The organism is Massilia sp. PAMC28688, assembly GCF_019443445.1.
In the GTDB taxonomy this organism is placed as follows: Bacteria; Pseudomonadota; Gammaproteobacteria; order Burkholderiales; family Burkholderiaceae_D; genus Telluria_A.
Genome location: NZ_CP080378.1, coordinates 2,765,783 through 2,790,039, shown reverse-complemented (window position 1 = coordinate 2,790,039; position 24,257 = coordinate 2,765,783). Strand labels below are relative to the sequence as shown.

21 protein-coding genes are annotated in these 24,257 nt (G+C 63.6%); 4 read left to right on the top strand and 17 right to left on the bottom strand.

The window, feature by feature from the left end; genetic code table 11:
• The first annotated feature begins 77 nt into the window (after positions 1–77).
• On the top strand, positions 78–926 hold the full coding sequence (locus tag KY495_RS12520; protein ID WP_219879765.1) for a symmetrical bis(5'-nucleosyl)-tetraphosphatase: 849 nt from the start codon (positions 78–80) through the stop codon (positions 924–926).
• A gap of 56 nt (positions 927–982) precedes the next feature.
• Here KY495_RS12520 and KY495_RS12515 read toward each other — a convergent pair whose 3' ends face one another.
• Genes KY495_RS12515 through KY495_RS12490 form a run of 6 tightly spaced genes read right to left on the bottom strand, consistent with a single transcriptional unit; the run spans position 983 to position 5,572 of the window.
• Positions 983–1,711 carry a 1-acyl-sn-glycerol-3-phosphate acyltransferase gene (locus tag KY495_RS12515; RefSeq protein WP_219879764.1) on the bottom strand — a complete coding sequence of 243 codons (729 nt, stop codon included), beginning with the start codon at positions 1,709–1,711 and terminating at the stop codon, positions 983–985.
• A 39-nt stretch (positions 1,712–1,750) separates the two neighbouring features.
• Entirely contained in the window at positions 1,751–3,034 is a 1,284-nt protein-coding gene (locus KY495_RS12510) for a dihydroorotase (protein ID WP_219879763.1), read from the bottom strand.
• A complete protein-coding gene (locus KY495_RS12505; RefSeq protein WP_219879762.1) occupies positions 3,031–3,996 on the bottom strand; it encodes an aspartate carbamoyltransferase catalytic subunit in 966 nt (321 codons plus the stop codon). The genes KY495_RS12510 and KY495_RS12505 overlap by 4 nt, the downstream gene beginning before the upstream one ends.
• Positions 3,989–4,507, bottom strand: coding sequence for a bifunctional pyr operon transcriptional regulator/uracil phosphoribosyltransferase PyrR (gene pyrR / locus KY495_RS12500; protein ID WP_219879761.1), 519 nt, complete (start codon positions 4,505–4,507; stop codon positions 3,989–3,991). Before pyrR ends, KY495_RS12505 begins: the two co-directional genes overlap by 8 nt.
• The gene (ruvX, locus tag KY495_RS12495; RefSeq protein WP_219879760.1) at positions 4,491–4,910 is read right to left on the bottom strand and encodes a Holliday junction resolvase RuvX; all 420 of its coding nucleotides are present in this window, start codon (positions 4,908–4,910) and stop codon (positions 4,491–4,493) included. Before ruvX ends, pyrR begins: the two co-directional genes overlap by 17 nt.
• Positions 4,910–5,572 carry a YqgE/AlgH family protein gene (locus KY495_RS12490; protein ID WP_219879759.1) on the bottom strand — a complete coding sequence of 221 codons (663 nt, stop codon included), beginning with the start codon at positions 5,570–5,572 and terminating at the stop codon, positions 4,910–4,912. Before KY495_RS12490 ends, ruvX begins: the two co-directional genes overlap by 1 nt.
• A gap of 179 nt (positions 5,573–5,751) precedes the next feature.
• On the opposite strand from KY495_RS12490, the gene KY495_RS12485 reads away from it, so the two are divergent.
• Positions 5,752–7,167: a deoxyribodipyrimidine photo-lyase gene (locus KY495_RS12485; RefSeq protein WP_219879758.1), complete on the top strand. Its 1,416-nt coding sequence runs from the start codon at positions 5,752–5,754 to the stop codon at positions 7,165–7,167.
• Between the two features lie 72 nt (positions 7,168–7,239).
• Here the strand turns inward: KY495_RS12485 and KY495_RS12480 are convergent, their stop codons facing one another.
• The 6 genes from KY495_RS12480 to KY495_RS12455 form a co-directional block, all read right to left on the bottom strand.
• Positions 7,240–13,560, bottom strand: coding sequence for an Hpt domain-containing protein (locus KY495_RS12480; protein ID WP_219879757.1), 6,321 nt, complete (start codon positions 13,558–13,560; stop codon positions 7,240–7,242).
• A 30-nt stretch (positions 13,561–13,590) separates the two neighbouring features.
• Entirely contained in the window at positions 13,591–15,942 is a 2,352-nt protein-coding gene (locus tag KY495_RS12475) for a methyl-accepting chemotaxis protein (RefSeq protein ID WP_219879756.1), read from the bottom strand.
• A gap of 65 nt (positions 15,943–16,007) precedes the next feature.
• Positions 16,008–16,529 (bottom strand): chemotaxis protein CheW, encoded by a 522-nt coding sequence (locus tag KY495_RS12470; protein ID WP_229518285.1) that lies wholly within the window; start codon positions 16,527–16,529, stop codon positions 16,008–16,010.
• Between the two features lie 19 nt (positions 16,530–16,548).
• Positions 16,549–16,917: a response regulator gene (locus tag KY495_RS12465; protein WP_307728184.1), complete on the bottom strand. Its 369-nt coding sequence runs from the start codon at positions 16,915–16,917 to the stop codon at positions 16,549–16,551.
• 17 nt (positions 16,918–16,934) lie between these two features.
• Positions 16,935–17,336, bottom strand: a complete 402-nt coding sequence (locus KY495_RS12460; RefSeq protein ID WP_307728283.1) for a response regulator — start codon at positions 17,334–17,336, stop codon at positions 16,935–16,937.
• A gap of 108 nt (positions 17,337–17,444) precedes the next feature.
• Positions 17,445–17,597 (bottom strand): rubredoxin, encoded by a 153-nt coding sequence (locus tag KY495_RS12455; RefSeq protein ID WP_219884229.1) that lies wholly within the window; start codon positions 17,595–17,597, stop codon positions 17,445–17,447.
• A gap of 107 nt (positions 17,598–17,704) precedes the next feature.
• Between KY495_RS12455 and KY495_RS12450 the strand changes: the two genes are divergently transcribed.
• Complete coding sequence (locus KY495_RS12450; protein ID WP_219879753.1) at positions 17,705–18,538, top strand: bifunctional hydroxymethylpyrimidine kinase/phosphomethylpyrimidine kinase; 834 nt, start codon at positions 17,705–17,707, stop codon at positions 18,536–18,538.
• Positions 18,535–19,830: a glutamate-1-semialdehyde 2,1-aminomutase gene (gene hemL, locus KY495_RS12445; protein ID WP_219879752.1), complete on the top strand. Its 1,296-nt coding sequence runs from the start codon at positions 18,535–18,537 to the stop codon at positions 19,828–19,830. The genes KY495_RS12450 and hemL overlap by 4 nt, the downstream gene beginning before the upstream one ends.
• 542 nt (positions 19,831–20,372) lie before the next feature.
• Here hemL and corA read toward each other — a convergent pair.
• From corA to KY495_RS12420, 5 genes are all read right to left on the bottom strand, one after another.
• Positions 20,373–21,338, bottom strand: coding sequence for a magnesium/cobalt transporter CorA (corA, locus tag KY495_RS12440; RefSeq protein WP_219879751.1), 966 nt, complete (start codon positions 21,336–21,338; stop codon positions 20,373–20,375).
• An 84-nt stretch (positions 21,339–21,422) separates the two neighbouring features.
• Entirely contained in the window at positions 21,423–21,833 is a 411-nt protein-coding gene (locus tag KY495_RS12435; protein ID WP_219879750.1) for a hypothetical protein, read from the bottom strand.
• Entirely contained in the window at positions 21,823–22,542 is a 720-nt protein-coding gene (mtgA, locus tag KY495_RS12430) for a monofunctional biosynthetic peptidoglycan transglycosylase (protein ID WP_219879749.1), read from the bottom strand. Before mtgA ends, KY495_RS12435 begins: the two co-directional genes overlap by 11 nt.
• Positions 22,539–23,351, bottom strand: coding sequence for a shikimate dehydrogenase (gene aroE, locus KY495_RS12425; RefSeq protein WP_219879748.1), 813 nt, complete (start codon positions 23,349–23,351; stop codon positions 22,539–22,541). Before aroE ends, mtgA begins: the two co-directional genes overlap by 4 nt.
• Entirely contained in the window at positions 23,348–24,241 is an 894-nt protein-coding gene (locus KY495_RS12420; protein ID WP_374040950.1) for an energy transducer TonB, read from the bottom strand. The genes aroE and KY495_RS12420 overlap by 4 nt, the downstream gene beginning before the upstream one ends.
• Positions 24,242–24,257: the final 16 nt, after the last annotated feature.

Here is a 24,257-nt window from a genome sequence, read left to right as displayed (position 1 = left end):
ACTGGGCCTGCTATGTTGTAGAGTTAAACCGCAATTCTATGTGAAACTGGCAAACCCTGACCATTTTTAACCCTACCATGAAAACGTACGCCATCGGCGATCTGCAGGGATGCGCCCACGAAGCGGCCGTTCTGCTCAAGCGAATCGCCGACGACGCGCCCGGCGGCGCGCGCATTATCTATGTCGGTGACCTGATCAATCGCGGCCCGGAGTCGCTCACTGCCCTGCGCCAGGTGGCGGCCATGTCGCGCGCCCCCGGCGGGCAGGTGGACGCAGTGCTGGGCAACCATGACCTGCACCTGCTGGCGGTGGCATGCGGCGCCCAGTCGGTCTCGCCGTCCGACACGCTAAACGATATCCTGGCCGCGCCCGACCGCGCCGAACTGCTGGACTGGCTGCGCCACCGCCCGCTGGCACTGATGGCCAAGGGCCACCTGCTGGTCCATGCCGGCGTGCTGCCGCAGTGGAGTGCCGAGCGCACCCTGGAATTGGCCGGCGAAGTCGAAGCCGTACTGCGCGGCCCCGGATGGATGGACTTCCTCGGCCAGATGTATGGCAATGAGCCGGACCGCTGGGACGACAGCCTGACCGGCATCGCGCGCCTGCGCTGCATCGTCAATGCGCTCACCCGCATGCGCCTGTGCACCCCGGACGGCGTCATGGATTTCAAGCAGAAGGAAAGCGCCGGTGCGCCACCTGGCTCCGGGCTGCTGCCCTGGTTCGACCTGCCCAACCGTCAAAGCGCAGGCACCCCCATCGTGTTCGGTCACTGGTCTGCGCTGGGCGTGCTGCACCGCAGTGATGTGGTGGGACTGGACAGCGGCTGCGTATGGGGCGGCCGGCTGACCGCAGTATGCCTCGATACCCGCGTCCTGATCGACGTCGACTGCCCGCAATACAAACGCCACGGTGGCCCCCGGGCCTAGTGTTTTGGCTTGCAAGGTCGTTGATTTGAAGCGGCGAGAATCGCCAACTCGGGACACTAGCGCTCCAGCACCGCCGCCACCGCGTTGTGCGCGGCCTGCGCCAGCTCGCGCCGGTGAGCGCCTGCGCCTTGCAGCGGCGCCAGGCAGGTCAGGCGCGCTTCGATGGGTGGCCCGGACAGCACTGCCTTCATGCTTTGTGCAAACGTGGTGTCGCCGGTGAAGTCCACCGCCGCGTGCAGGCCGCCGTCCTGATCCAGGTAGCGCACGGCATAAGGCTGCACCAGCACGCCGGCGTCCACCGCCGCCTCGAACAGGTTGGCGTGGAACGGCAGCACCGTGCCCTGCGCTGCCGTGGTCCCCTCCGGGAAAAATGCGACCCGCTCGCCGGCCTGCAAAGCGGCGACCATGCCCTTGAAGATGTGGCGCAATTCGCGCCGGTTGCCGCGCGCAAGGAACACGGTTCCGCCCTTCTCCGCCAGCCATCCCAGTACCGGCCACTCGCGGATTTCGCTCTTGGCCACGAAGTGGCAGGGATGCAGCGAATTGATGACAAAGATGTCGAGCCAGGATACGTGGTTGGCAACGATCATCGCGTGCTCCAGCGCGGGCACGCCGCCTTCCTGGCGCACACGCACCCCGGCAATGGCCAGCAGCCGGCGTGACCAGCGCTGCACCGTGCGGTCGCGCCACGCGGCGCCTGCCCACGGGAAGAACAGCGCGCACGCCGCCAGGCCGGCCACAAGATGCAGGATGACGCGCGCCAGGCGATAGTAGTACCTGATCACCGGGTCAGCACCCGGACCGCGGTGTCTGCCGACCGGACCTCATGACTGGCGCGAAAAGGCCACCCGTCCTCCGACGATGGTTGTCCTGACCTGGCCGGCCAGTTCGTAGCCGAGAAACGGGGTGTGCTTGCCCTGGCTGGCCAGTGCCGCTGCCTCGACCTTCCAGCGCGCCTGCGGATCAAATACGATCACGTCGGCGGCCGCGCCGATGGACAGCGTGCCGCCCGGCAGGCCAGCCACGCGCGCGGCATCCACCGTGACCTTGGCCAGGGCCCGTGGCAGGTCGGCACCGGCGTAATCGTCGCTCCACTTGAGGGCCAGCGACAGCAGCAGTTCCAGGCCAGTGGCGCCGGGCGACGCTTCCCCGAATGGCAGCAGCTTTTCATCGTCGTCCACCGGCGTGTGGTCCGAGCAGATCGCGTCCACGGTCCCGTCCAGCAGGCCGGCGCGGATCGCATCGCGGTCGCGCTGGCTGCGAAACGGCGGCGTGACGCGCGCGTTGGAATCGAAGAAGCCGATGTCGGCATCGGTCATGTGAACGTGGTGGGCGCCGACGTCGCAGCTGACCGGCAGACCCTCCTTCTTGGCCGCCCGCACCAGCTCCAGCCCGGCCGCCGACGACATGCGGCACAGGTGGACCCGGGCGCCGGTGGCGCGCACCAGCTCAAACAGCGTGTGCAGGGCGATGGTCTCGGACATCACCGGCACGCCCGACAATCCCAGGCGCGAGGCCAGGGGTCCCGAGTGCGCGATGCCGCCCTTGCCGATATGCGGGTCCTGCGGGCGAATCCAGACCGTGTAGTCAAAGGTCTTGGCATACTGCAGGGCGCGCAGCAGCACCGAGGTGTCGAGCACCGGTACTTCCGCCTGCGAAAAGCCGATGCAGCCCGCTTCCGTCAGCTCCGCCATTTCCGTCAGCGCCGCGCCCTTGAGCCCCGTGGTGAGCGCGCCGAGCGGATACACGCGCGCCTGATTGAGCTTGTTGGCGCGGTGCTTGAGCATTTCGACCAGGCCCGGCTCATCGAGCACCGGGTCGGTGTCGGGCTGGCATACCAGCGAGGTGACGCCGCCCTGCATGGCCGCCTGCAGTTCCGACTTGAGCGTGGCCTTGTATTCGTAGCCCGGCTCGCGCAGGCGGGCCGACAGGTCCACCAGGCCGGGGGCCACCACCAGGCCGCCGGCGTCGAGGGTCTGGTCGGCGGCAAAGCCTGCCGGCGCGGTGCCGGTGGAAGCGATCTTGCCATCGGCGATAAACAGGTCCTGCACCTTGTCGATGCCATTGGCCGGGTCGATCACGCGCCCGTTCTTGATATGTAGTTTCATCCTTGCGTCCCTGCCACGATGCTCATTACCGCCATGCGTACCGCAATGCCGAAGGTTACCTGCGGCAGGATCACTGCCTGCGGCCCGTCAGCAACTGCCGAATCAATCTCCACGCCCCGGTTCATGGGGCCCGGATGCATCACGATGGCGTCCGGCCTGGCCAGCGCCAGGCGCTCGGGCGTGAGTCCATAGCTCTTGAAGTATTCCTGGGCCGACGGCAGCAGCGCGCCGCTCATGCGCTCGTTCTGCAGGCGCAGCATGATGATCACGTCCACGCCCTTCAAGCCTTCGTCCATATTGTTAAACACGCGCACGCCCATTTGCTCCAGACCTCCCGGCAGCAGGGTGCGCGGGCCAATGGCGCGCACTTCCGGCACGCCCAGCGTGGTCAGGGCATGGATGTCCGAACGCGCCACACGGCTGTGCAGGATATCGCCCACGATGGCCACGGTCAGGTTGGTAAAGTCCTTCTTGTAGTGGCGGATGGTGTACATGTCCAGCAAGCCCTGGGTAGGGTGAGCGTGGCGGCCGTCGCCGGCATTGACCACGTGGACATGGGACTGCCTGGTATCGATCAGGTGCTTGGCGATCAGGTAGGGCGCGCCCGACTGCGCGTGGCGCACCACGAACATGTCGGCGTGCATGGCCGACAGGTTGTCGATGGTGTCGAGCAGGGACTCGCCCTTGCTGGCCGACGAAGCCTGGATATTCAGGTTGATGACGTCGGCCGAAAGGCGCTTGGACGCGATCTCGAAGGTGGTGCGGGTGCGGGTGGAATTCTCGAAGAACAGGTTGAACACGCTCTTGCCGCGCATGAGCGGTACTTTCTTGACTTCCCGGTCCGAGATGCCGACAAAGCTCGACGCGGTATCGAGGATGTGGTTGACAATGGACTTGGGCAGGCCTTCGATGGAGAGCAGGTGCTGCAGCTCCCCATGTTTGTTCAGTTGCGGATTAAGCATGGTCGTTTTCTATCGTTAGCGTAAATTGTCCCTCCTGCGAGCGCGCCAGCGAGAGCGACTGCCGGGGCGCCAACGCCACCGTGGTCCCCACGAATTCCGCAGCCACCGGCAGTTCGCGCCCGCCGCGGTCGGCCAGGGCGGCGAGCATGATGCGCTGCGGGCGGCCATAGTCGAACAGCACGTTGATGGCCGCGCGCGTGGTACGGCCCGTGTACAGCACGTCGTCCACCAGCACGATGGTAGCGCCATCGACGTTAAATGGAATGTGGGTCGGCTTGACGTCAGGGTGCAGGCCCTTCCTGGCGTAGTCGTCACGATAGAACGACACGTCGATCGAGCCGCTGCGCTGCTCCAGGCCCAGGTCCGCGGCCAGGCGCTGTGCCAGCCAGGCGCCGCCCGAGTGGATGCCGACAATGGCGGCATTGGGGACCTGGGTCAGGCCGGCCCTGACCTGTTCGAGCAGCTCGCGGTACAGCGCCTCGGCGTCGAAGTGACTAGTTGTGGTTGGCATGATCGTCAAAGTATTGTTGCAAAATGATGGCAGCGGCCTTGTCGTCGATGACTTCGCCGCGCCGGGACGGGATGACGGACGAGGAATAGCGCTCGTCCACCAGTTCCACCGGCAGGCTGAAACGGCCGTGCAGTTGATTGGCAAACCGGCGGCAGCGCAAGGTCATCTCGTGCTCGGCCCCGTCCGGGTGGCGCGGCTCGCCCACCACCAGGCGGGCCGGACGCCATTCGCTGATGAGCTGGCCGATCTGCTGGAAGCGCGCAGCATTGTCGATGGCCTTGACCACGGCCAGCGGCTGCGCCAGCCCGGTCAGCGTGTTCCCCATGGCAATACCGATACGCTTGATGCCGAAGTCGAATCCCAGGATGATCTCCACCGCGCCCGTGCCGGCCTGCTCAACCATTATGCATGACCGGCCTCGGAGGCAAGCATCAGGGGATCGATGCCCAGCAGCTTGATGGCGGCGGTGTAGCGTTCCTCGGCAGGCAGGTCGAACAGGACATGGGCGTCGGCGCCCACGGTGAGCCAGCCATTGCGGCCGATTTCCTCTTCCAGCTGGCCGGGACTCCAGCCCGCGTAACCGATCGATACCAGCAGGCGCTGTGGACCAGAACCGTTGGCGACCGCTTCCAGCACGTCGATGGAAGTGGTGAACGCCACTTCGCTGGTGACGGTAAGCGAGGAAGAATAATGGGCGCCTGGCGTGTGCAGCACAAAGCCGCGGTCGTCCTGGACCGGGCCGCCGAACATGATTGGCTCGTTGACGACATCGTTGTGCAGGCCGTCCGTGATGGTCAGGTCTATGCGCTCGAACAAGATTTCCATCGTCATGTCGGTGGGCTTGTTGATGATCACGCCCAGCACGCCCTTGTCGTTGTGCTCGCAGATATACACGACGGCGCCGCCGAAGACGGGATCATCCATCGATGGCATGGCGATGAGGAAATGGTTGGCAAGATTGAGCGAGGTGGCGGAAGAAGAAGCGAAGCCTTCCTCGAACCGGCCCGAATCATCATGCGACATGCCGGGCACGGGCGACGTCCTACCAATTTTGCTTTTCTTCATACGCATCACTCTCTCTTCCTCGACTCGTGAGGTTTGCTGCTAGTATCCCGGCTAAAACATCGGGCTTTTCGATAGTTTACACTGATTTGGCCCCATCACCAGCGCCAGGGCCGTCCAGGCATGGCTAAAAGTCATGGTACGCAGTAAAACACGTTCTGTTCTTGACCCCTAACACGATAATGACATTCAACAAATCGCTCGTCTGGTTCCGCCGGGATCTACGTTCTTTCGACCATGCCGCACTGCATCTGGCGCTCAGCTCATCCCGACACGTCTATTGTGTCTTTATTTACGATAGCGACATTCTCGCGCCGCTGCCCCGTGCCGACCGCCGGGTCAGCTTCATCCACGCCAGCCTGGCTGAACTCGATGCCCAGCTGCGCCAGCTCGGTGGCTACCTGATCACCCGCCACGGGGTGGCGCAGGACACAATCCCGGCCCTGGCCCGGGAACTGGACGTGGACGCCGTGTTCGCCAATGATGACTACGAGCCCCAGGCCATTGCCCGCGACCAAGCCGTGGCCGGCCATTTGCAGGCCGACGGACGGCAGTTGCTGCTGTCCAAGGACCACGTGATTTTTGAAAAGAATGAAGTGCTGACCCTCGCGGAAAAGACGTTCACCATCTTTACGCCGTACAAGAATGCCTGGATCAAGCGCATGCTGGCCGAACCCGAGTGCCTCGATTCCTGGCCCGTGGAGCGCCACGCCGCCGCCCTGGCCCCTCCCACCGGTCCATCGGCATTGCTGGCGCTGGGCGACATCGGCTTTGAAGAAGCCAGCATGCCCATTCCGGCAGGAATGTCCGGCGCCGCCCAGCTGTTCGAGGACTTCATCACGCGCATCATGCCGTATGGCGATGCCCGCAACTATCCTGCAGTCAAGGGCACCTCCTACCTGTCCGTGCACCTGCGCTTCGGCACGCTGTCGATCCGGCACCTGGTGCGCACGGTCAATACCCTGATAGCCAACGGGGCCGGCGGCGAGGGCGCACAGGTGTGGCGCTCGGAACTGATCTGGCGCGAGTTCTATGCCCAGATCCTGTTTAACTATCCGCACGTGGTGGCGCGCTCGTTCAAGCCGGCTTACGATGCGATCGAATTTGAAAGCGGCCCGGCGGCCGAAGAACTGTTCATAGCCTGGTGTGAAGGACGCACCGGCTACCCGCTGGTGGACGCGGCCATGCTCCAGTTAAATTCCACCGGCTACATGCACAACCGCCTGCGCATGGTCACCGCCAGCTTCCTGGTCAAGGACCTGGGCATCGACTGGCGCTGGGGCGAGCGTTATTTCGCGCTGCAGCTGAATGACTACGATCTTGCCGCCAACAACGGCGGCTGGCAATGGGCAGCCTCGTCGGGCTGCGACGCCCAGCCGTTTTTCCGCATATTCAATCCCATCACCCAGTCGGAGAAATTTGATGCCCAGGGTAAATTCATCAGGCGCTACCTGCCGCAGCTGGCAAAACTGAGCGACAAGCAGATCCACGCGCCGTGGCTGCATGGCGGCGCGGCAAATTATCCGGCACCGATCGTGGCCCACGATGAAGCGCGCAAAAAGACGCTGGCGCGCTACGAAGTGGTCAAGTCCGCCTAGCCGCGCAAGCCGGCACCAGCAAAAAAAACGCCCCGTGTCACCGGGGCGTTCTTGCTTGCGCGTCTCAACGATTTACATCGTGACCGGCATTTCGCGGTTGAGCAGGCCGTTGATGGCTGCCAGCAGCATGTCTTCCTGGAACGGCTTGCCGAAGTAGGCATTCACGCCCAGGTCCAGCGCATAGTTGCGGTGCTTGTCGGCCGTGCGCGAGGTGATCATGATGATCGGTACCGCGGCGGTGCTGTCGTTGCCGCGGATGTTACGCGTCAAGTCGAAACCATCCATGCGCGGCATCTCGATATCGACCAGCATCAGGTCAGGCACCGTCTCCTGCAGCTTTTCAAGGGCATCCACACCGTCCTTGGCCAGCATGACCTGGTAGCCTTCACGCTCGAGCAGGCGCTGGGTGACCTTGCGCACGGTGAGCGAATCGTCCACCACCATCACCACGAAGTCGCGTGCCCGCAGTTCCGGGGTGGCGGCATGGGCAATCGCTGCGGCAGGCTTGAGCTGCGGATGCAGGTCAATATGATGCGACAGCGCGACCGGGTTCAGGATCAGCACGATCTCGCCCGAACCGAGCACCGTGGCGCCGGCAATGCCGATCATGCGCGACAGCTGCGGGCCGATGTTCTTGATGACGACCTCGCGGTTGCCTTCCACGTTATCGACCTGCACCGCCAGGCGATCATTGCCATGCTTGAGCACCAGCACCGGACCGGAACGCTGCACCATCGGGTGCGCATCGTTATCACCGAGCAGGTTGGGCAGGAAGTGCAACGCCACCTTCTGGCCCTGGAACTCGATAAAGCCGGCATCGCGCGCAGCATTCAACTGCTGCTCCTTGACCTGCAATACCTGCTCCACCAGGATCGACGGCACGGCGTAGGTCTTGGTGCCGCTGGTGGTGAGCACCACCTGCGTGACCGACAGCGTCAATGGCAGGTGAATGGTAAAGCGCGCGCCCTTGCCTGCTTCGGTCACGATCGAGACCCGTCCACCCAGGGCGGCAGCCTCGGAGCGGACAATGTCCATGCCCACGCCGCGGCCGGCCAGTTCGGTCAGCGCATCGGCCGTCGAGAAGCCTGGTTCGAAAATCAGGTCGGCAGCTTCGGCGTCGCTGACCACTGCATCAGCGCTGATCAAGCCATTGTCACGGGCCTTGGCACGGATGCGGTCGAGGTCAAGACCGGCGCCGTCATCGTTGAACTGGATGACCACTTCGTTACCCTGCTGGCTGACCTGCACCAGCAGTTCACCGATATCGGCCTTGCCGTTGGCGGTACGCTTGGCACGCGACTCGATGCCGTGCACGATGGAGTTACGCAGCAGGTGCTCGAAGGGACCCGCCATCTGCTCCAGAACGCTGCGGTCGATCTCGACGCCGCCACCGCGGATGTCGAGGTTGACGCGCTTGTCGAGTTCTTTCGCGGTCTGGCGCGCGGTCTTGAACAGACGCTCCGACAGGCTTGAGAACGGCACCATCCGCACCCGCATCAGGTCGCGCTGCAGGTCACGCGTCAGGCGCGACTGGGTGGTCAGGTCGTCGGTCGCGGTATCGACCGTGCGGGTCAGGCTTTCGTGGAAGGACGCAACGTCGTTCACACTTTCGGCCATCATGCGGGTCAGTTCCTGCAAGCGGGTAAAGCGGTCGAATTCGAGCGGGTCGAATTCGCGTTCGCTGGAAATCGACATGCGCGACGAGATTTGCGATTCCGCCTGCATTTCCACTTCGCGCAGCTGGCGCCGCAGGCGGGCCAGGTTTTCCGAGAAGTCGCCCAGCGACTGCTTCAGGGTCGATACCTGGTTTTCCAGCTTGGAGCGGGTGATCGAGACTTCACCTGCCTGGTTCACCAGGCGGTCCAGGATGTCGGCACGGACCCGCACCAGCGGGGTGCGCGCCTGCGATGCGCCGGCATCGTCGGCTGCCACGTTGAGCGGCGCCGCGCCAGGTGCTGCGCCGGCGGCGGCCGCTGCCTGGGCTGGCACGTCGACCGGGTTCTGGAGCTGTTCAAACAGCAGGATCGCATGATCATAGTTAGCCATCAGTTCGTCGAACGCCGCCGGCGTCGTCGTACCCGCGTGGACCATGTTCTCGATCTGCGTTTCGATCTCGTGCGTGTGCTGGCCCAGGCGCATGGCGCCTGCCATCCGCGCACTGCCCTTGACGGTATGCAGGATGCGCAGCAAGCCTTTGGCCACTGGAGTGTCGGCCGGGTTCTGCTGCCACTTGCGCAGGCCTTCGCCCAGCTCCGGCAGCAGGTCGGTCGCTTCTTCCAGGAACACCGGCAGCAAGTCTTCGTCGAGGTCGTCGCCAAAGTTTTCTGCCACCGCTGCCTGCACCGCGGCGTCGGAAATGGCGCTGGTGGTGCTGGCCACGGCGGCGTTGGTGGCCGCAATTTCGGCCGCCATCGCGTCCGACTCGGAAATCAGTTCAGGCTCGAGTTCCGGCTGGTCGTCTTCGTCGGCCAGGCTTTCCACCGGCGTCGGGATGGCGTTGTAATCGAATACCGATGGCGCCGCAATGGTCTCTGCCACCGGAGCTGCCAGGTCGAGGGAATCGTCAAAGCCGTCGTCCAGCTCCGGATCGGCCGCTTCAATCGAGATCTCGCTGTCTTCGGCCACCGGTGCTGCGTGCAGGATTTCTTCGTTCGCCGGCTCGTCAAACACCAGCTCGTCGGCCGGTGCTTCCGCTGCTTCTACAAGCGGTGCTTCGGCATCCGACTCGTCCGGCACGGTGTCTTCGGCCACCTGCGCCAGCGGCGCGTCGAGCTCCTCATCGAACGCCGTGTCGAAGGCAGATTGTTCTGCCACCGGCTCCAGCACAGGAGACTGTTCCAGCTCCGGCGCTGCAGCGAACGATTCTTCTGCTGCCGGCGCCGGATCGAAAGATGCTTCCGCTGCCGATGCGGCGGCCTGGGCTTCGGCGCTGATGCTGTCGAGCGTTTCCGCAAACAGGGTATCGAGCGCTTCCGGCACATCGCCACCGCCAATTTCCGAGCTTTCGGCGCCCACGTAGACAGCCGACTCGCGCTCCACCAGGCGGTCGCGCAGTGCGTTCAGGCGCGCCACCAGATCGGGATTGGGCGCGGCGATTTCGCCTGCTGCAAAACCTTGCAGCATCTGGCGCGAGCACTCGACGGTTTCGTCCAGCAGGTCGCGTTCCGCAGGTTCCAGCACCGGGGCCGGGGTGTCGAGCGCCATCTCCAGCGCGTGGGCGATTTCACACAGGGCGGTAAAGCCAACCGTTGCCGAGGTGCCGCCCAGGGTGTGGGCAGCCTTCAGGGCGCGCGCCGTGACCAGGCGCTGGGGTTCGTGACGCCACTGGCTGAAGTCCTGGGTCAGCAGGCGAACGATGTCGTCCGTCTCGGCCAGGTAGATGTTATACAGCGGCAGCGGGATTTCCAGCGAACCGATACGCTTGATGTTGTCGTCCACAGGCGGCTGTGCGCGCACGCTGCCCGGGAATTCGATGACGTTGTCGGGCGCGGAAGAAATGGCTTCCTCGGCCGGCTTTTCCGTCTGCTCATCAGCTGGCACCGGCGCTTCCGGCTCAAGGCCGGCCGGCAGGTCTTCCCCTGCCACGTCCTGGGCCACGACTTCTTCGGCAGGTTCGTCGAAGGTCGCCTCAACCACGTCGTTGGCTGCCTCGCCTGCCTCGTACTGTGGCGCCGGGTCAGCTACTTCGGCCACGCTGTCGGGGGGCGCGAACTGCGGCAGATCAATCGCATCGATCATCTCCGGCAGTGCAGCTGCGTCTTCTTCGGCCGGCATCAGCGCGACGATTTCTTCCTCGTCTTCCGGCATCATGATTTCGGTAGCCGGATCGTCCAGTACCGGCAGTGCGTCGAACGACTCTTCCAGCACCGGCAGCTGCGCGGCGTCGACCATGAAGTCGGCATCGGCATCGGCCTGCAGCATGTCGATGGCAGGAATGTCGAATACCGGGGCATCCACCACGGCCAATTCCGGCGCAGCTGCTTCGGCAACCGGCGCTTCCACGACCGGCGCATGGGCAGCAGGCGCTTCGGCCGCGGGAGCAGGCGTTGCCACCGCTTCCATGGTGAACGTGCTGCCTTCGAGCATGCGGGTGCATGCCGCAACCAGAGCTTCGCTGCTGCGGGCGGAACTGCCGGTGCCGGCCAGTTCGTCAACCCATGCAGTCATGTCGACCGCGGCCCAGTCCAGCATGGACAGCAGGTCGGCGTTGGCTTCGCGCCCTTCCGACAGCCACAGGTTCATGACTTTTTCGACCAGGGCTGCGCCTTCGCCGAAGTTATTCAGGCCCACCATGCGTCCACTGCCCTTGAGGGTGTGGAAAGCACGGCGCACCACCGTGATGGTTTCCTGGTTTGCCGGCTGCGCCTTGAGTTTTGGCAGCGTGGCGGTGACCAGCTCCAGCACTTCCTGCGCTTCCATGATGAAGATTTCGAGCAGTTCGGCTTCGACTTCGCCTTCCACCGGCATCGGCGGAGCAGTCATGGCCGGTGCCGGCGCAGGTGCTGACGTCAGCGCTGGCGCCGGTGCAGCAGGCGCAGCCTCCACCGGTGCTGCCGCTTCGCTCACTGGCGCGGCCGGCTCGGTTGCCGGCACTGGCACGGCAGGCGCCGGGACGGCAGGTTCGGCAATCTCCAGGATGACCGGTTCGGCTTCGAACTGGGTTTCGCCCGAAGGCTTTTCAAATGGGACTTCGCGCAGCATGCCTTCTTCACGGTCGAACGTGAAGCGGTCCTTGGCGGCCTCGAAATTCTTGGCCAGCATGTCAACGAAAAAGCCCAGCGCGCCAATGTTCTGGGCGATGTTCTGCAGCGATGCTTTTTCCTGCTCCGGGTTGCCCTCGGTGCCGGCCAGCGCGCGTACGGCTTCGCGCACGTGCTGGGCGGCGCGCATGGCGTCTTCCTGGTCCAGGATGGCCACGGCGCCATGCAGCTGGTGCAGCACCGGGTCGATCTGGGCCAGCGTGGTGCGCTTGCCGCTGTCGGCGTAATAGTCGTCCAGCACCTTTTCAACCTGGCGCAGGCCGTTTTTCATTTCCGCGGCCAGCACCGAGACAGTCTGCTCCTGCTGGATCTGGCGCGACAGGTCGCCCTGCCACTGCGGCGCGTCCGGCGGCATGTCGCCGGCGGCCAGCGCCAGCAGACGCTGGCCCACCACTTCGGCGTGCGCGTCAAAGTCTTCGGGCAGCTGGCGGATCTGGTCCAGGCCATGCTCGACAAACAGCATGGCGGTGGCCATCTCCAGCGTGAACTGGTGGGTGCGGCCAACGGCCAGCGAACCGGTGGTGGCGCTGACCAGTTCACCGGCCAGGCGGATCAGGGCCGGTGCGCCCAGCTTTTGGCTGGCGGCGGAAATGACTGCCAGCGCTTCTTCAAATTCCGCTTCCAGGGCCGGATCGGCTTCGGCCGAAAGCTTGTCCCAGGTGACGGTGGCACGGGCCAGCGCTTCCTTGGCGTCCTTGAGCGCTTCCGGATCGATGCGGCCGTAGCGCTTGGCTTCATAGTCGGCCGGGATCACGCCTTCCAGGCGATAGGCATGGCGCAGTGCCTTGGCCGTTGGCGACGGGTCCTTGGCGGCGGCGATGAAAAACAGCGCGTCGCGCATCATCGCTTCCGGCAGGCTGCCTTCGCCTTGCGACAGGCGGCGGATCTGCAGGTTGACCTGGCCGAAAAGCTGCTTGGCGTACAGGGTGCTGTCCAGCTGGCCGCGCGCGACCAGTTCAGCAAAACTCTGCATGGCAACCCAGAAGGTGCGGCCCGCAGGCTCCTTCTGCGCGGCGGCGATGCTGGCAATGGCTTCCTGCATGGCACCGGCGGCGGCCTGCTGGGAGGCGGCATCAGTACTCTTCAGATAGGGCAGCAGCGCCTTTTCAAAGCGCGCGCGGCAGCCCGCATAGTCGGGAACGGTGGCAGCCGCAGCGTGCTGGGGCAGCACGGCGACCAGCGACAGGTCAGGAAAAAACAGGTCGGCCGGATGAATCCGGGCGGCCGCCAGCTTTTCCTGCACATCGCGGTAATACGGGAACAGACGGGCCGGCTGCTGCGGCGCGCCCGAGAGCAGCTCTTCCAGGTATTCGATCACGGCCTGGTACAGCGCCGTCACCGCCTGGGCATGCTCACGCGTGCACGGCAGCTGCTGGTCGCGGAAGCGGTCCAGCGCCTGCTCGGCCACCTCGGTCATGACGCCGACACCGTCGACGTCAACCATCTGCAGGGCCCCGTGGGCCTGGTGCAGATATGCCTTCGCATGCTTGAGTGAATCTGCCTGGGCATCGTCGGTCAGGGCCGTTGCATCATTCAGCGCGGCGCCGGACTTGCCGAACGCCTCGCGGATTTCGCCCATGACCCAGCCGAGCGGCCCAGTGTCAAATTGGGGCGCTTGCGAAAAGTCTGTCATGAAAGTACCTTGCTAATGATCGGCCTGGCCTTATGCCACTACGCGGAATCGCGACACGGAGTTCTTCAGTTCCTGGGCCAGGACCGACAGCTGGCGAATCGAATTCGCGGTTTGCTGCGTGCCGTCCTGGGTGCTTTCGGTAACCGACAGAATGTGCTGAATGTTGTGGGCCACGCCGTTAGCCGACGTTGCCTGCAGCTCCGTTGCAAACGAAATGCCCTGAATCAGTTCCGCCAGGCGGTTCGATACGCGCGAAATGTCGGACAGTGCGGCACCTGCCGCGTCAGACAGTTTTGCACCCTCAACCACACCCTGCGTGGACTTTTCCATAGCGGCCACCGCGTCGTGGGTGTCGGTCTGAATGGTACGCACCAGTGCACCGATCTGCTTTGCCGCGCCGGCTGAACGTTCCGCCAGGCGCTGCACCTCTTCCGCAACCACGGAGAAGCCGCGGCCTGCTTCACCGGCCGATGCTGCCTGAATAGCAGCGTTCAGTGCCAGTACGTTGGTCTGCTCGGTAATGTCCGAAATCAGCTCGGTGATCTCGCCAATCTCCTGGGACGATTCACCCAGGCGCTTGATGCGCTTGGACGTTTCCTGAATCTGCTCACGAATTTCGTGCATGCCCTTGATCGCGTTTTCCACCGCGGTCGAACCCTGGTGCGCCGCCGCCACCGACTGGCGTGCCACGTCTGCTGATTCGTTGGCCGACTTCGATACATCGGTAATTTCGCTGGCCATCTTCAGAACCGTCTCAGACGCATCCTGGATTTCACGCGACTGCTGTTCGGTTGCCACCAGCAGGTCGCTGGAAATGGCCTGTGCGTTGGACGATGCCGACGTCACCTGCTCGGCCGTGTTGGTCACGCGCTCCACCAGGCCGCGCAGCTCTTCCACCGTGTAGTTCACCGAGTCGGCGATCGCGCCGGTGATGTCTTCGGACACCGTTGCGTGCACCGTCAAGTCACCGTCCGCCACTTCCTGCAGTTCGTTCATCAGGCGCAAAATAGCGGCCTGGTTCTGGTCGTTGGTGGCTTTCGCTTCCTCTTCCTTGGCCTGCGCCAGCTGGCGCATCGCATCTGCTTCCTGGCGGCGAACTTCAGCAGCGCGGGCACGGGTACGGGAGTCTTGCAGCATGATCTTACCGATGAAGAAGGCGATCAGCGCGGTAAAGGCAGCGGCGGCAACCATCAGGTAGAACCAGATACTGGCCGAGTCCTGCTGTTCGCGGAACGTCGACTGAACCTTGGTGAGCAGCTTCTTGACTTCCTCGTTCTCGTAAAAGATCGACAGTTCAGCGCCCTTTGCCGCCGTAAATTTCGGCAGGTTGGCCAGCACGCCCGATACCAGCTTGTGGTAAGTGTCGAAGCGGTTGTTAATTTCAACCAGCAAGGCGCGCTGCTCGGCGTCGCGCACGGCGCTGAGCTGCATCGTCTCGTTACCGTTCAGGAAGCCCTGGATGGTGGTACGGAAGGTGGTGGTGTCCAGGCCCAGCTGGAATGCGGTCTCGGCGCGGATACCACCGGAGGTCAGAAATTCACTGGCGCTGCGCGACAGGCGCTGGGTCAGCATGGTCAGGCGGCCGATGGCGGCCAGCTCGCGCGGCGTGGCGCCCTTTTGCACTTTCTGGTTGAGGAATTCTTCCGTCATGGCCAGCAGTTCCGGCGACAGCGTATCGAGCTGGCGCAGGGTCTTTTCAAAGCCGATCAGTTCAGCCTTGGTGCTGATAATGGTGTTGGCGGCATTGTCCGAGCTCTTCCACTTGGTGCTCGCCTCGGCCAGCATCTTCTTCATGCTCGACGGCGCGCTTGGAATGGTGGCGCCGGCAAACACGCCGCCCTTGGTCAACAGGGCCAGGTCGGCGTTGAGCATCTTGCGCGACTCTTCGAGCTGGGCAAACGCTTCGGCGTTACCCTGAATCGCATTCGGCGCCGCCTTACCGATACGCTGCGAGTGCATCAGCGCGTCCGATGCAATCTGGGTCTGGTCGGACGAGGTGGCGCTGTCGGCGGCGTTGGCCCACAGGGCGGCCACCGTCACCACGACGCTGGCGCCGAAGGTGTAGAACAGGATGCGCAGCTGGCGCGGCAGCGACAGGTGGCCGATGAACGGCAGCACCAGATCGTTGCTGTCGTCAGCGACGACCGGGGCGTCGGCCGCCGGGCTGTCCTGCGGGGCGGCGCGGCCAAAGCCAAAGCGGCTGGTGCCGCTCGCCGGCGCCGCATCGCCGCCGGCGGCGACCGGGTCGGCCTCGGCGTGCGAGGCGGCTGCCTCTTCCATGACGGGCGAGGGCTGCTCGCCGCTCAGTTCCGGTCCAAATTCGGTGTCCGGGGCAGCCAGCACGCCCACGTTGTCGTCACCGCCCTTAGGGGTCGTCCCCATTTTCCAAGCAAATCCCATTACAGCTCCCAATCCCGTAGGTGTAGATACGGCCACTTCAGCGTGGCTTAAAATCCGATGTGCAAAAACCTTGTGTCGCTAACGAGCGCAGCCAGGTCGAGCGGCGTCCATTCGTTGGCGTCGGCATCGCGCAGCCGGTCGCCTGAAGTTTCCATGCTGCCTGCGTGACGCAGGCCATACACGCGCGCTACCACCAGGCCGCAGTTGAAACCGAGGCCCGAGGCAAACGTAATGATCCGGCTGTCCGAACCGATGGCGGTATCGGACTGCTGGTAATAGCGCGCCAGATCGATGACACTGATCAAGTTGCCGCGCACATTGGCCAGCCCGAGATACCAGGGCTGGGTCAGGGGCACCTCCGTCATGGCAGGCACCGGCACGATCTCGCCGACCTGGGTCAGGTCGAGCAGGAAGCGCTCCTGGCCGATCATCACGCCAAGCTGGTTGACGCGGGCGCCGGCGTTGTTGCGCGCCGCCTGCATGCGTTCGAGCAGCTGCACCTGGTACTGGCGCAAACGGGTCCGACGGTTAGCCCCTTCGGACTGAACGGGCGTCTCTGGCGCAGTCATGACGGCGGCACTCATGGCGTCAGACGTTCAGGGCGGCGATTTTCGCCAGCAGCAGTTCAGGATCGACCGGCTTGACCAGGTAGTCGCGCGCGCCCTGGCGCAGGCCCCAGACGCGGTCCGTTTCCTGGTTCTTGCTGCTGCAAATGATGATGGGCACGTCCGCCAGTTCCGGATCCTTGGCAATGGCGCGCGTCACCTGGAAGCCATTGGCGCCCGGCATGACCACATCCATCAGGATCAGGTGCGGCTTTTCAGCCTTGATTTTCGTAAACGCTTCTTCGCCATTTTCGGCGGTGGTGACGGTAAAGCCGTTCTTGACCAGGATGTCGGTCAGGTAGTAACGCTCGGTAGGGGAGTCGTCGACGATCAGGATTTTGGTAATGGCCACGTGGCTCTCCAGTGTAATTATTTGGGTGCTGCTTCAGCTGTGTGCTCGCGCACGGCAGCGAGCAGGCTGTCTTTACTAAAAGGCTTGGTCAGATAGGCCGAGGAACCGACCATGGCGCCGCGCGCGCGGTCAAACAAACCGTCCTTGGAAGAGAGCATCACCACCGGGGTGGCGTGGAACTTCGCACTCTTCTTGATCAGGGCGCAGGTCTGATAGCCATCCAGGCGCGGCATCAGGATGTCGCAAAACACCAGGGCCGGATGGTGGTCGTTGATCTTGGCCAGTGCGTCGAAGCCGTCATCGGCCAGGACCACCTGGTAGCCTGCCTGCGTGAGAAAAATCTCAGCGGAGCGGCGGATGGTGCTGCTATCGTCGATCACCATAATTTTCAAGACTGTCGGTTGCGGCGTCATTGTCATATTCTGTTTACTCGGCGGGAAAGTGAACGATACCATAGGGCAAGCCTCTTGTGCCATAATCGTTGCATTAGTTCAACTTTCCTGTGTGGTGATTTTGCCGCGTTCCAATTAGATAACTGTCATCTCAAAGTCTTCCTTGCGCGCCCCGCATTCCGGGCAGGTCCAGTTCATGGGCACATCGGCCCAGCGCGTGCCCGGGGCGATGCCTTCCTCGGGCAAGCCGGCCGCTTCTTCATACACCCAGCCGCAGATCAGGCACATCCAGGTCTGGAAAGGTACCGCTGCTGCGGCGCCGGTTTCAGTACTACTCACGTTGTCGTTCCTTCTATCTAGTAAAATGGGGAATCAGGTATCTTAATCTACCCACCGTGCAAAACCAAACCTCTCCCCTCGTCCTGACCTTCGGCGTGTCTGATCCGGTCGGCGCGACCGGCATTCAGGCCGACCTTGCCGCCTTTGGCGCGCTCGGCTGCCATGGCCTGTCGGTCACCACCGGCCTGCTCATTGCCGACAGCGCGCGCGTGGAAGACAGCTACGAGATCGATGCCGACTGGATGGTCGACCAGGCCCGCCTGTTGCTGGAAGATATGGCGGTATCGGCATTCAAGGTCGGCGCTTTAACCAGCATCGAGCAAGCCTCCGCCATTGCCGAGATCATTTCCGACTATCCCGAGGTGCCCCTGATCCTCGATCCATTCCTGTCCAGCTTGCCGGACTCGGGGCTCATGGATGACGACATGCTGGGGGCGATTCGCCAAATCCTGGTGCCGCAGGCAACCATCTTTCTGCTCTCGCAAGTGGAACTGGCGCGCATGGCCGAAACCTGGCGCGAGGGCGGGGGCGAGCAGCTGCTCGAGGACGTGGCCGAACTGACCGGCTCGGGCTGTGCCCAGGTGCTGGTCACCTGCACCGGCTCAAGCGGCAGCGGCCCCGATGCGGTACGCTCCAATACACTGTACGGCGAGGAAGGCGAGCTGGCCAGGTTCCACTGGCGCCACCTGCCTGGCCCGTTTGTGGGGGCCGGCAGCACCATGTCGGCGGCGCTGGCCGCGCTCATGGCGCACGGACTGGAGGCGCGCGACGCGGCCGAGCGGGCCCAGGAGTACGTGGCCTCGGCGCTGCTGCACGCCCAGCGCTTCGGCATGGGCAAGCTGATCCCCAACAAATTATTTGCATCCACTTTTCACGGAACCACGCCATGACCATCCCAGATACTTCGCACAACGACACGCTGTTCGCGCGCGCCCAGAAAACCACCCCGGGCGGCGTCAATTCGCCGGTGCGCGCCTTCAAATCGGTGGGCGGCACGCCGCGCTTCATCACGCGCGCCGAAGGGCCGTACTTCTGGGATGCCGACGGCAAGCGCTATATTGACTACATCGGCTCGTGGGGCCCGGCCATTGTCGGCCACGCCCATCCGGAAGTGGTCAAGGCGGTGCAGGAAGCAGCGGCCCGGGGGCTCTCGTTCGGCGCGCCGACTGAAGGCGAAATCCTGATGGCCGAAGAAATCTGCCGCCTGATGCCCTCCATCGAACAGGTGCGGCTGGTGTCGTCCGGCACCGAGGCGACCATGAGCGCCCTGCGCCTGGCGCGCGGCGCCACCGGGCGCGACAAGATCATCAAGTTTGAAGGGTGCTACCACGGGCATGCCGATTCACTGCTGGTCAAGGCCGGCAGCGGCCTGCTCACCTTCGGCAACCCGACCTCGGCCGGCGTGCCGGAAGACTTCGTGAAGCACACCCTGGTACTGGACTACAACAATGTCGCCCAGCTGGAGGACGCGTTTGCATCGATGGGCGACACCATTGCCTGCGTCATTGTCGAGCCGGTTGCCGGCAATATGAACCTGATCAAGGCCACGCCGGAATTTTTGCGCGCCATGCGCGAACTGTGCACGCGCCACGGCGCCGTGCTCATTTTCGACGAAGTCATGTGCGGCTTCCGGGTGGGTCTGGGCGGGGCACAGGAACTGTACGACATCGTGCCGGACCTGACGGCGCTGGGCAAAGTCATCGGCGGGGGCATGCCGGTGGCCGCGTTTGGCGGCCGGGCCGAGCTGATGCAGAACATGGCACCGATCGGCGCCGTGTACCAGGCTGGCACGCTGTCGGGCAATCCGGTGGCGGTGGCGGCGGGCATGACGACGCTGCGCCTGATCCAGGAGCCGGGCTTTTACACGCGGCTGTCGGCCCAGGCTGCCAAACTGGCCAAGGGCCTGAGTGCCGCGGCCAAGGAGGCAGGGATCACCTTCTGCGCCGATGCGGTGGGCGGCATGTTCGGCATCTACTTCAGCGAGGACGTGCCGACCAGCTATGCCGACATGATGGCGGGCGACAAGGTCCGCTTCAACGCCTTCTTCCACGGCATGCTCGAGGAAGGCGTGTATTTTGCGCCGGCCGCCTTTGAAGCGGGCTTCGTCTCGGCCCAGCACGATGACGACGTCATCAACGAAACGGTGGCGGCGGCGCGCCGCGTGTTTGCCCGCCTCGCTTAACGAAAGTTCAACGCAAGCGCCCCGCGCGTCATAACGAACAGCCATTATTATTGCCCTCCCCTGCCCCGGCGCTGCCCACCCAGCCCCGGGGTCAGACCACTTAAACGCGGCAAAATCATTTGCCCCGTCAAAATCCGCCGCAATTTCCCCCCACCGGGGCCCCAAGAATATGCTGGTAACCAATCCCAGCAGTTTCCCTTCGCCATACCCACTTCGGGGTCAGACCACTTAAACGGGTCAAAATCAATTGTTCAAGAGAACACCATACGATTTTTGTTTTTCTGCGTGTCTTCAACTTTCCGATTCCGCATCAATGAGCGCGGGATTATTGCGGGCGACAACGCAAGCGATCGCCTCGGAGAAAGACGCCCTCTGAAACCCGCAACAATCGCGTAGCGCCAAAGAAAAGTTGCAAAAACCGCTTTTAAGTGGTCTGACCCTGAATTTAGGAAATAAAGCCTTGGCGAGCGGGCAATGTTGCAAAAGGCGGGTTTAAGTGGTCTGACCCTGGTGGGAGGAAATTGATTGAGGATACGCCAGGGTTATCGCAGCCAGCCGCGGCGGCGGAAGTACCAGAACGGGGCGATGGCAGAGGTGACCATCAGCAGCAGGGCGAACGGGTAGCCGAAGCTCCAGTCCAGCTCGGGCATGAGCTTGAAGTTCATGCCGTACCAGCTTGCAATCAGGGTCGGCGGCAGGAAGGCGACCGAGGCCACCGAGAACATCTTGATGATCTTGTTCTGGTTAATGTTGATGAAGCCGACCGTGGCATCCATCAGGAAGTTGATCTTGTCGAACAGGAAAGAGGTGTGGCCATCCAGCGATTCGATGTCGCGCAGGATCTGGCGCGCTTCTTCAAACTGTTCGGCATTGAGCAGCCGCCCGCGCATCAAAAAACTCACCGCGCGCCGCGTATCCATCATGTTGCGCCGGATCCGCCCGTTCAAGTCTTCCTCGCGCGCGATCGCATTGAGCGCCTCGGCCGCGTCCTGGTCAGTAAATTCTTTCTGCAGCACGCTGCGGCTGACGTCTTCCAGGTGCTGGTAGATGCCTTCCAGGGCGTCGGCCGAATACTCGGCGTCCGTGGCGTACAAATCAAGCAGCACGTCCATGTAGTCGGCAATTGAGCCCGGCCGCGAGCGCGCGCGCATGCGCACCAGCCGGAACACGGGCAGGTCGTCGGTGTGCACCGAGAACAGCATCTTGCGCGCCAGGATGAACGCCACCGTCACCACCCGCGATGGCCCGTCATCTTCTTCCAGCAAAAAGTCGGTGCGCAAATGCAGGTCGCCGTTTTCCGCTTCGTAGTAGCGGGCCGACGCTTCGATATCCTTGACTTCGTCTTCGCCAGGCAAGATCACGCCGTAGATGGTCTTGACCCACGCCCGCTCGTCATCCGTCGGGTCGGTCAGGTCCACCCAGACCGGGGCGATATTTTCCAGGTCCGCCCGGCTGTCGATGGGAACCTGGTTGAGACGGCCATTTTGTAAGACGAATACGTTGATCATGCGCTTTTCTCGGCCGGGATTCGAAACTAGCGCAAGTGTACCCGTTAGCCCCTGGAGCCACCACCCCGAATCGGCATTTTCACATCACTGGGTCTGTTTTTCGATCAATTTATCGAGCGCGGGATCGGACCCGCGCGGCGCCTCCACCACCACCGGCACTTTGGGCGCCACGACCCCGCGCGTGGTCTGAATCCTGATGACCTCGCTGGTCGGGTTTTCATCCTTACAATCCTGGTTGGAGACGACGGTCTTGCCATTGATGATGCACTTGCGCAGCTGCGATCCGGGCAGGTTTTGCCGGGCCGCTTCCACCACCGCGTGGCCGCCGACGGCCGAACGCACGCTTGCCACCGCTTCTGCGAACAGGTTGCGCTCGCTGCGCATGGACATCAAGGCCAGCATGCCGCCCGCCGCCAGCAGGACCGATCCGACCACCACCCAGAACAGACTCAGTGCGCCACGCTGGCGCTGCAGCAGATGCGGCTCAGGGCACATCGGACGCTCCCATGCGGCTGAGAATCAGATTGGTGCGACGGTTCAGGTAGCGGGTATCGCGGTGCTTGTCGTAATAGCGCGGATTGGGCAGCATCACGGCCAGGCGCGCCGACTGGGCAGCACCCAGCTGCGCGGCACTGATGCGGAAGTAGTGCCTGGCGGCCGCTTCCGCGCCGAACACGCCCCGCCCGTACTCGACCACGTTCAAATACAATTCCAGGATGCGCCCCTTGGTCAGCACCGTTTCAAGCATGAACGCGATGATCAGCTCCTGCCCCTTGCGCAGGTAGCTGCGCGAGCCGGACAGGAACAGGTTCTTGGCCAGCTGCTGGGTAATGGTGGAGCCGCCGCCCACCACCTTGTGGCGCCGGTTGTTCTTCTCATACGCTTTTTGCAGCGCTTCCCAGTCCACCCCGTCGTGCTCGGCAAAATTGGCATCTTCGGAGGCGATCACGGCGCGCTTGAGGTGGATCGAGATGCGCTCGTACGGCACCCATGTGTACTTGAGGGTGGCGCGCGGATTGTTCGCCTGCAGCACCGCGAGCTGCTCGCGCATCATGTTGGTCTGGCGCGGGTTGAACTGGGCGTACCAGCACACCATGAGCAGAAAATAAATCTGCACCAGCAAGAATATCAAGGTTGGCACCACCACCAGCAGGGTGAGGATGCGCCCGCGGCTGGACTTGCTGCCCTTGCCGGCCTTGCTCATAAAGACGACCGCAGCCGCGCAAGCAAGGCGGTGGTGGCGGGGCGCACCCCGCGCCAGATGGCAAAGGCTTCGGCCGCCTGCTCCACCAGCATGCCGAGGCCGTCGCGGGTGGCCGCGCCGCAGCCCTGGGCAAAAGCCATGAATGGGGAGGGTTGGCTTCCGTACATCATATCCAGTGCCAGGGTCCCATCAGCGAAAATATGGGCGGGAATGGGCGGCATGTCGGCCGACAGGCTGGCCGAGGTGGCATTGACAACCAGGTCGAACCGGCCATCGAGCTGGTCAAAGCGGCACGCCGACACGGCGGCCGGGCCGGCAAAACGGGCGGCCAGCGCCTCGGCCGTGGCCAGGGTGCGGTTGGCAATGGTGAGCGAAGCGGGCTGCTCGGCCAGCAGCGGCAGGATGGCGCCGCGCGCTGCGCCGCCCGCGCCCAGCAGCAGCACGCGCTTGCCGGCAATGGCAAAGCCGGCGTTGCGCACGATGTCGCCCACCAGGCCGGCGCCGTCGGTGTTCTCGCCCACGATGCGCCCATTCACAAAGCTCAGGGTATTGACGGCTCCGGCGGCGCGCGCGCGCGGGCTCAGCTCGTCTGCCAGCTGTTCGGCTTCGAGCTTGAAGGGGACGGTGACGTTGGCGCCCTTGTAGCCGGCAGCCACCAGCCCGGCCACGGTGTCAGAAAAACCATCGAGCGGCGCCAGGCAGCGCTCATAGACCACGTCCTGCCCGGTCGCCCGTGCGAAGTCGGCGTGGATGGCGGGCGACTTGCTGTGGGCAACGGGATGGCCGATGACGCAATAGCGATCGCTCACCGCAATTCCGCCTCGAGCTTTTCTTCGCGCGTGAAGTTAAAGCGCGTGATGATGACCCACAGGTCGTCCTTGTCGGACGAGAGCATCTTGGGCGGAAAGCGCCCGAACGGCGCGGCGCGGCGCACGATGGCCAGCGCTGCCTTGTCCAGGTCCGGGTTGCCGGAACTCTTTTCCACGCGCGCCCCGCCTTCCTTTGTGTAAATGCTGCCATCCTGGAAAATCGGGATGTAGACCACCAGCTCGCCGTACATCTTCTTGCCGTTTTTCTGCGGGAAGTTCAGGGTGCCCACTTCTTCCACCTTGCGCTGCATATCCTTGTAATAGCGGGCGTAGCCCACCTCGCGCGTGCTGGGCGTGATGAAGGTCTTGCGCGGGCGCTTGTTTTCATCTTCGATGCGCTGGTGGATCTCGGCGGCAGTGCGGGCGATGGCCTTGCTGCTCTCAATCATGTCGTCGCCCGTGCGGGTGGGATCGGGCTTGTCCTTTTCCGTGACCGGGGCGGCGTAAAAGGCGGAATTGCGGCTGCGCGTGAGCAGGTTTTGCTGCTGCTCTTCAAGCTCGGCAATGCGGCGCTGGGTAGCCTTGACGCTCTCGCCCATCTCCATGCGCTTCATGTCAGGCAGGGGCGAGCGCGAGCGGCCGGCATCGGCCTGGCCGCCACCGTCCAGATTGGCCTGGGCCAGGGCGTCAGCCTTGATCGGCGCCTTGGCATGCTTGGCATTGACCAGAATCACTTCCAGTCCGGGGTCGGAGGGCTTGAGCACAAACATTTCCGGTGCGGCAAAGCGCACCGCCAGCAGCGCGGCGTGCACCAGCACGGAAACGGTGACGGCAATCGTGAGCGGACTGAATTGGCTGAAATACTTCACCGGACGAATGTGTTGAACCAAAGAATGGTCATTCTAC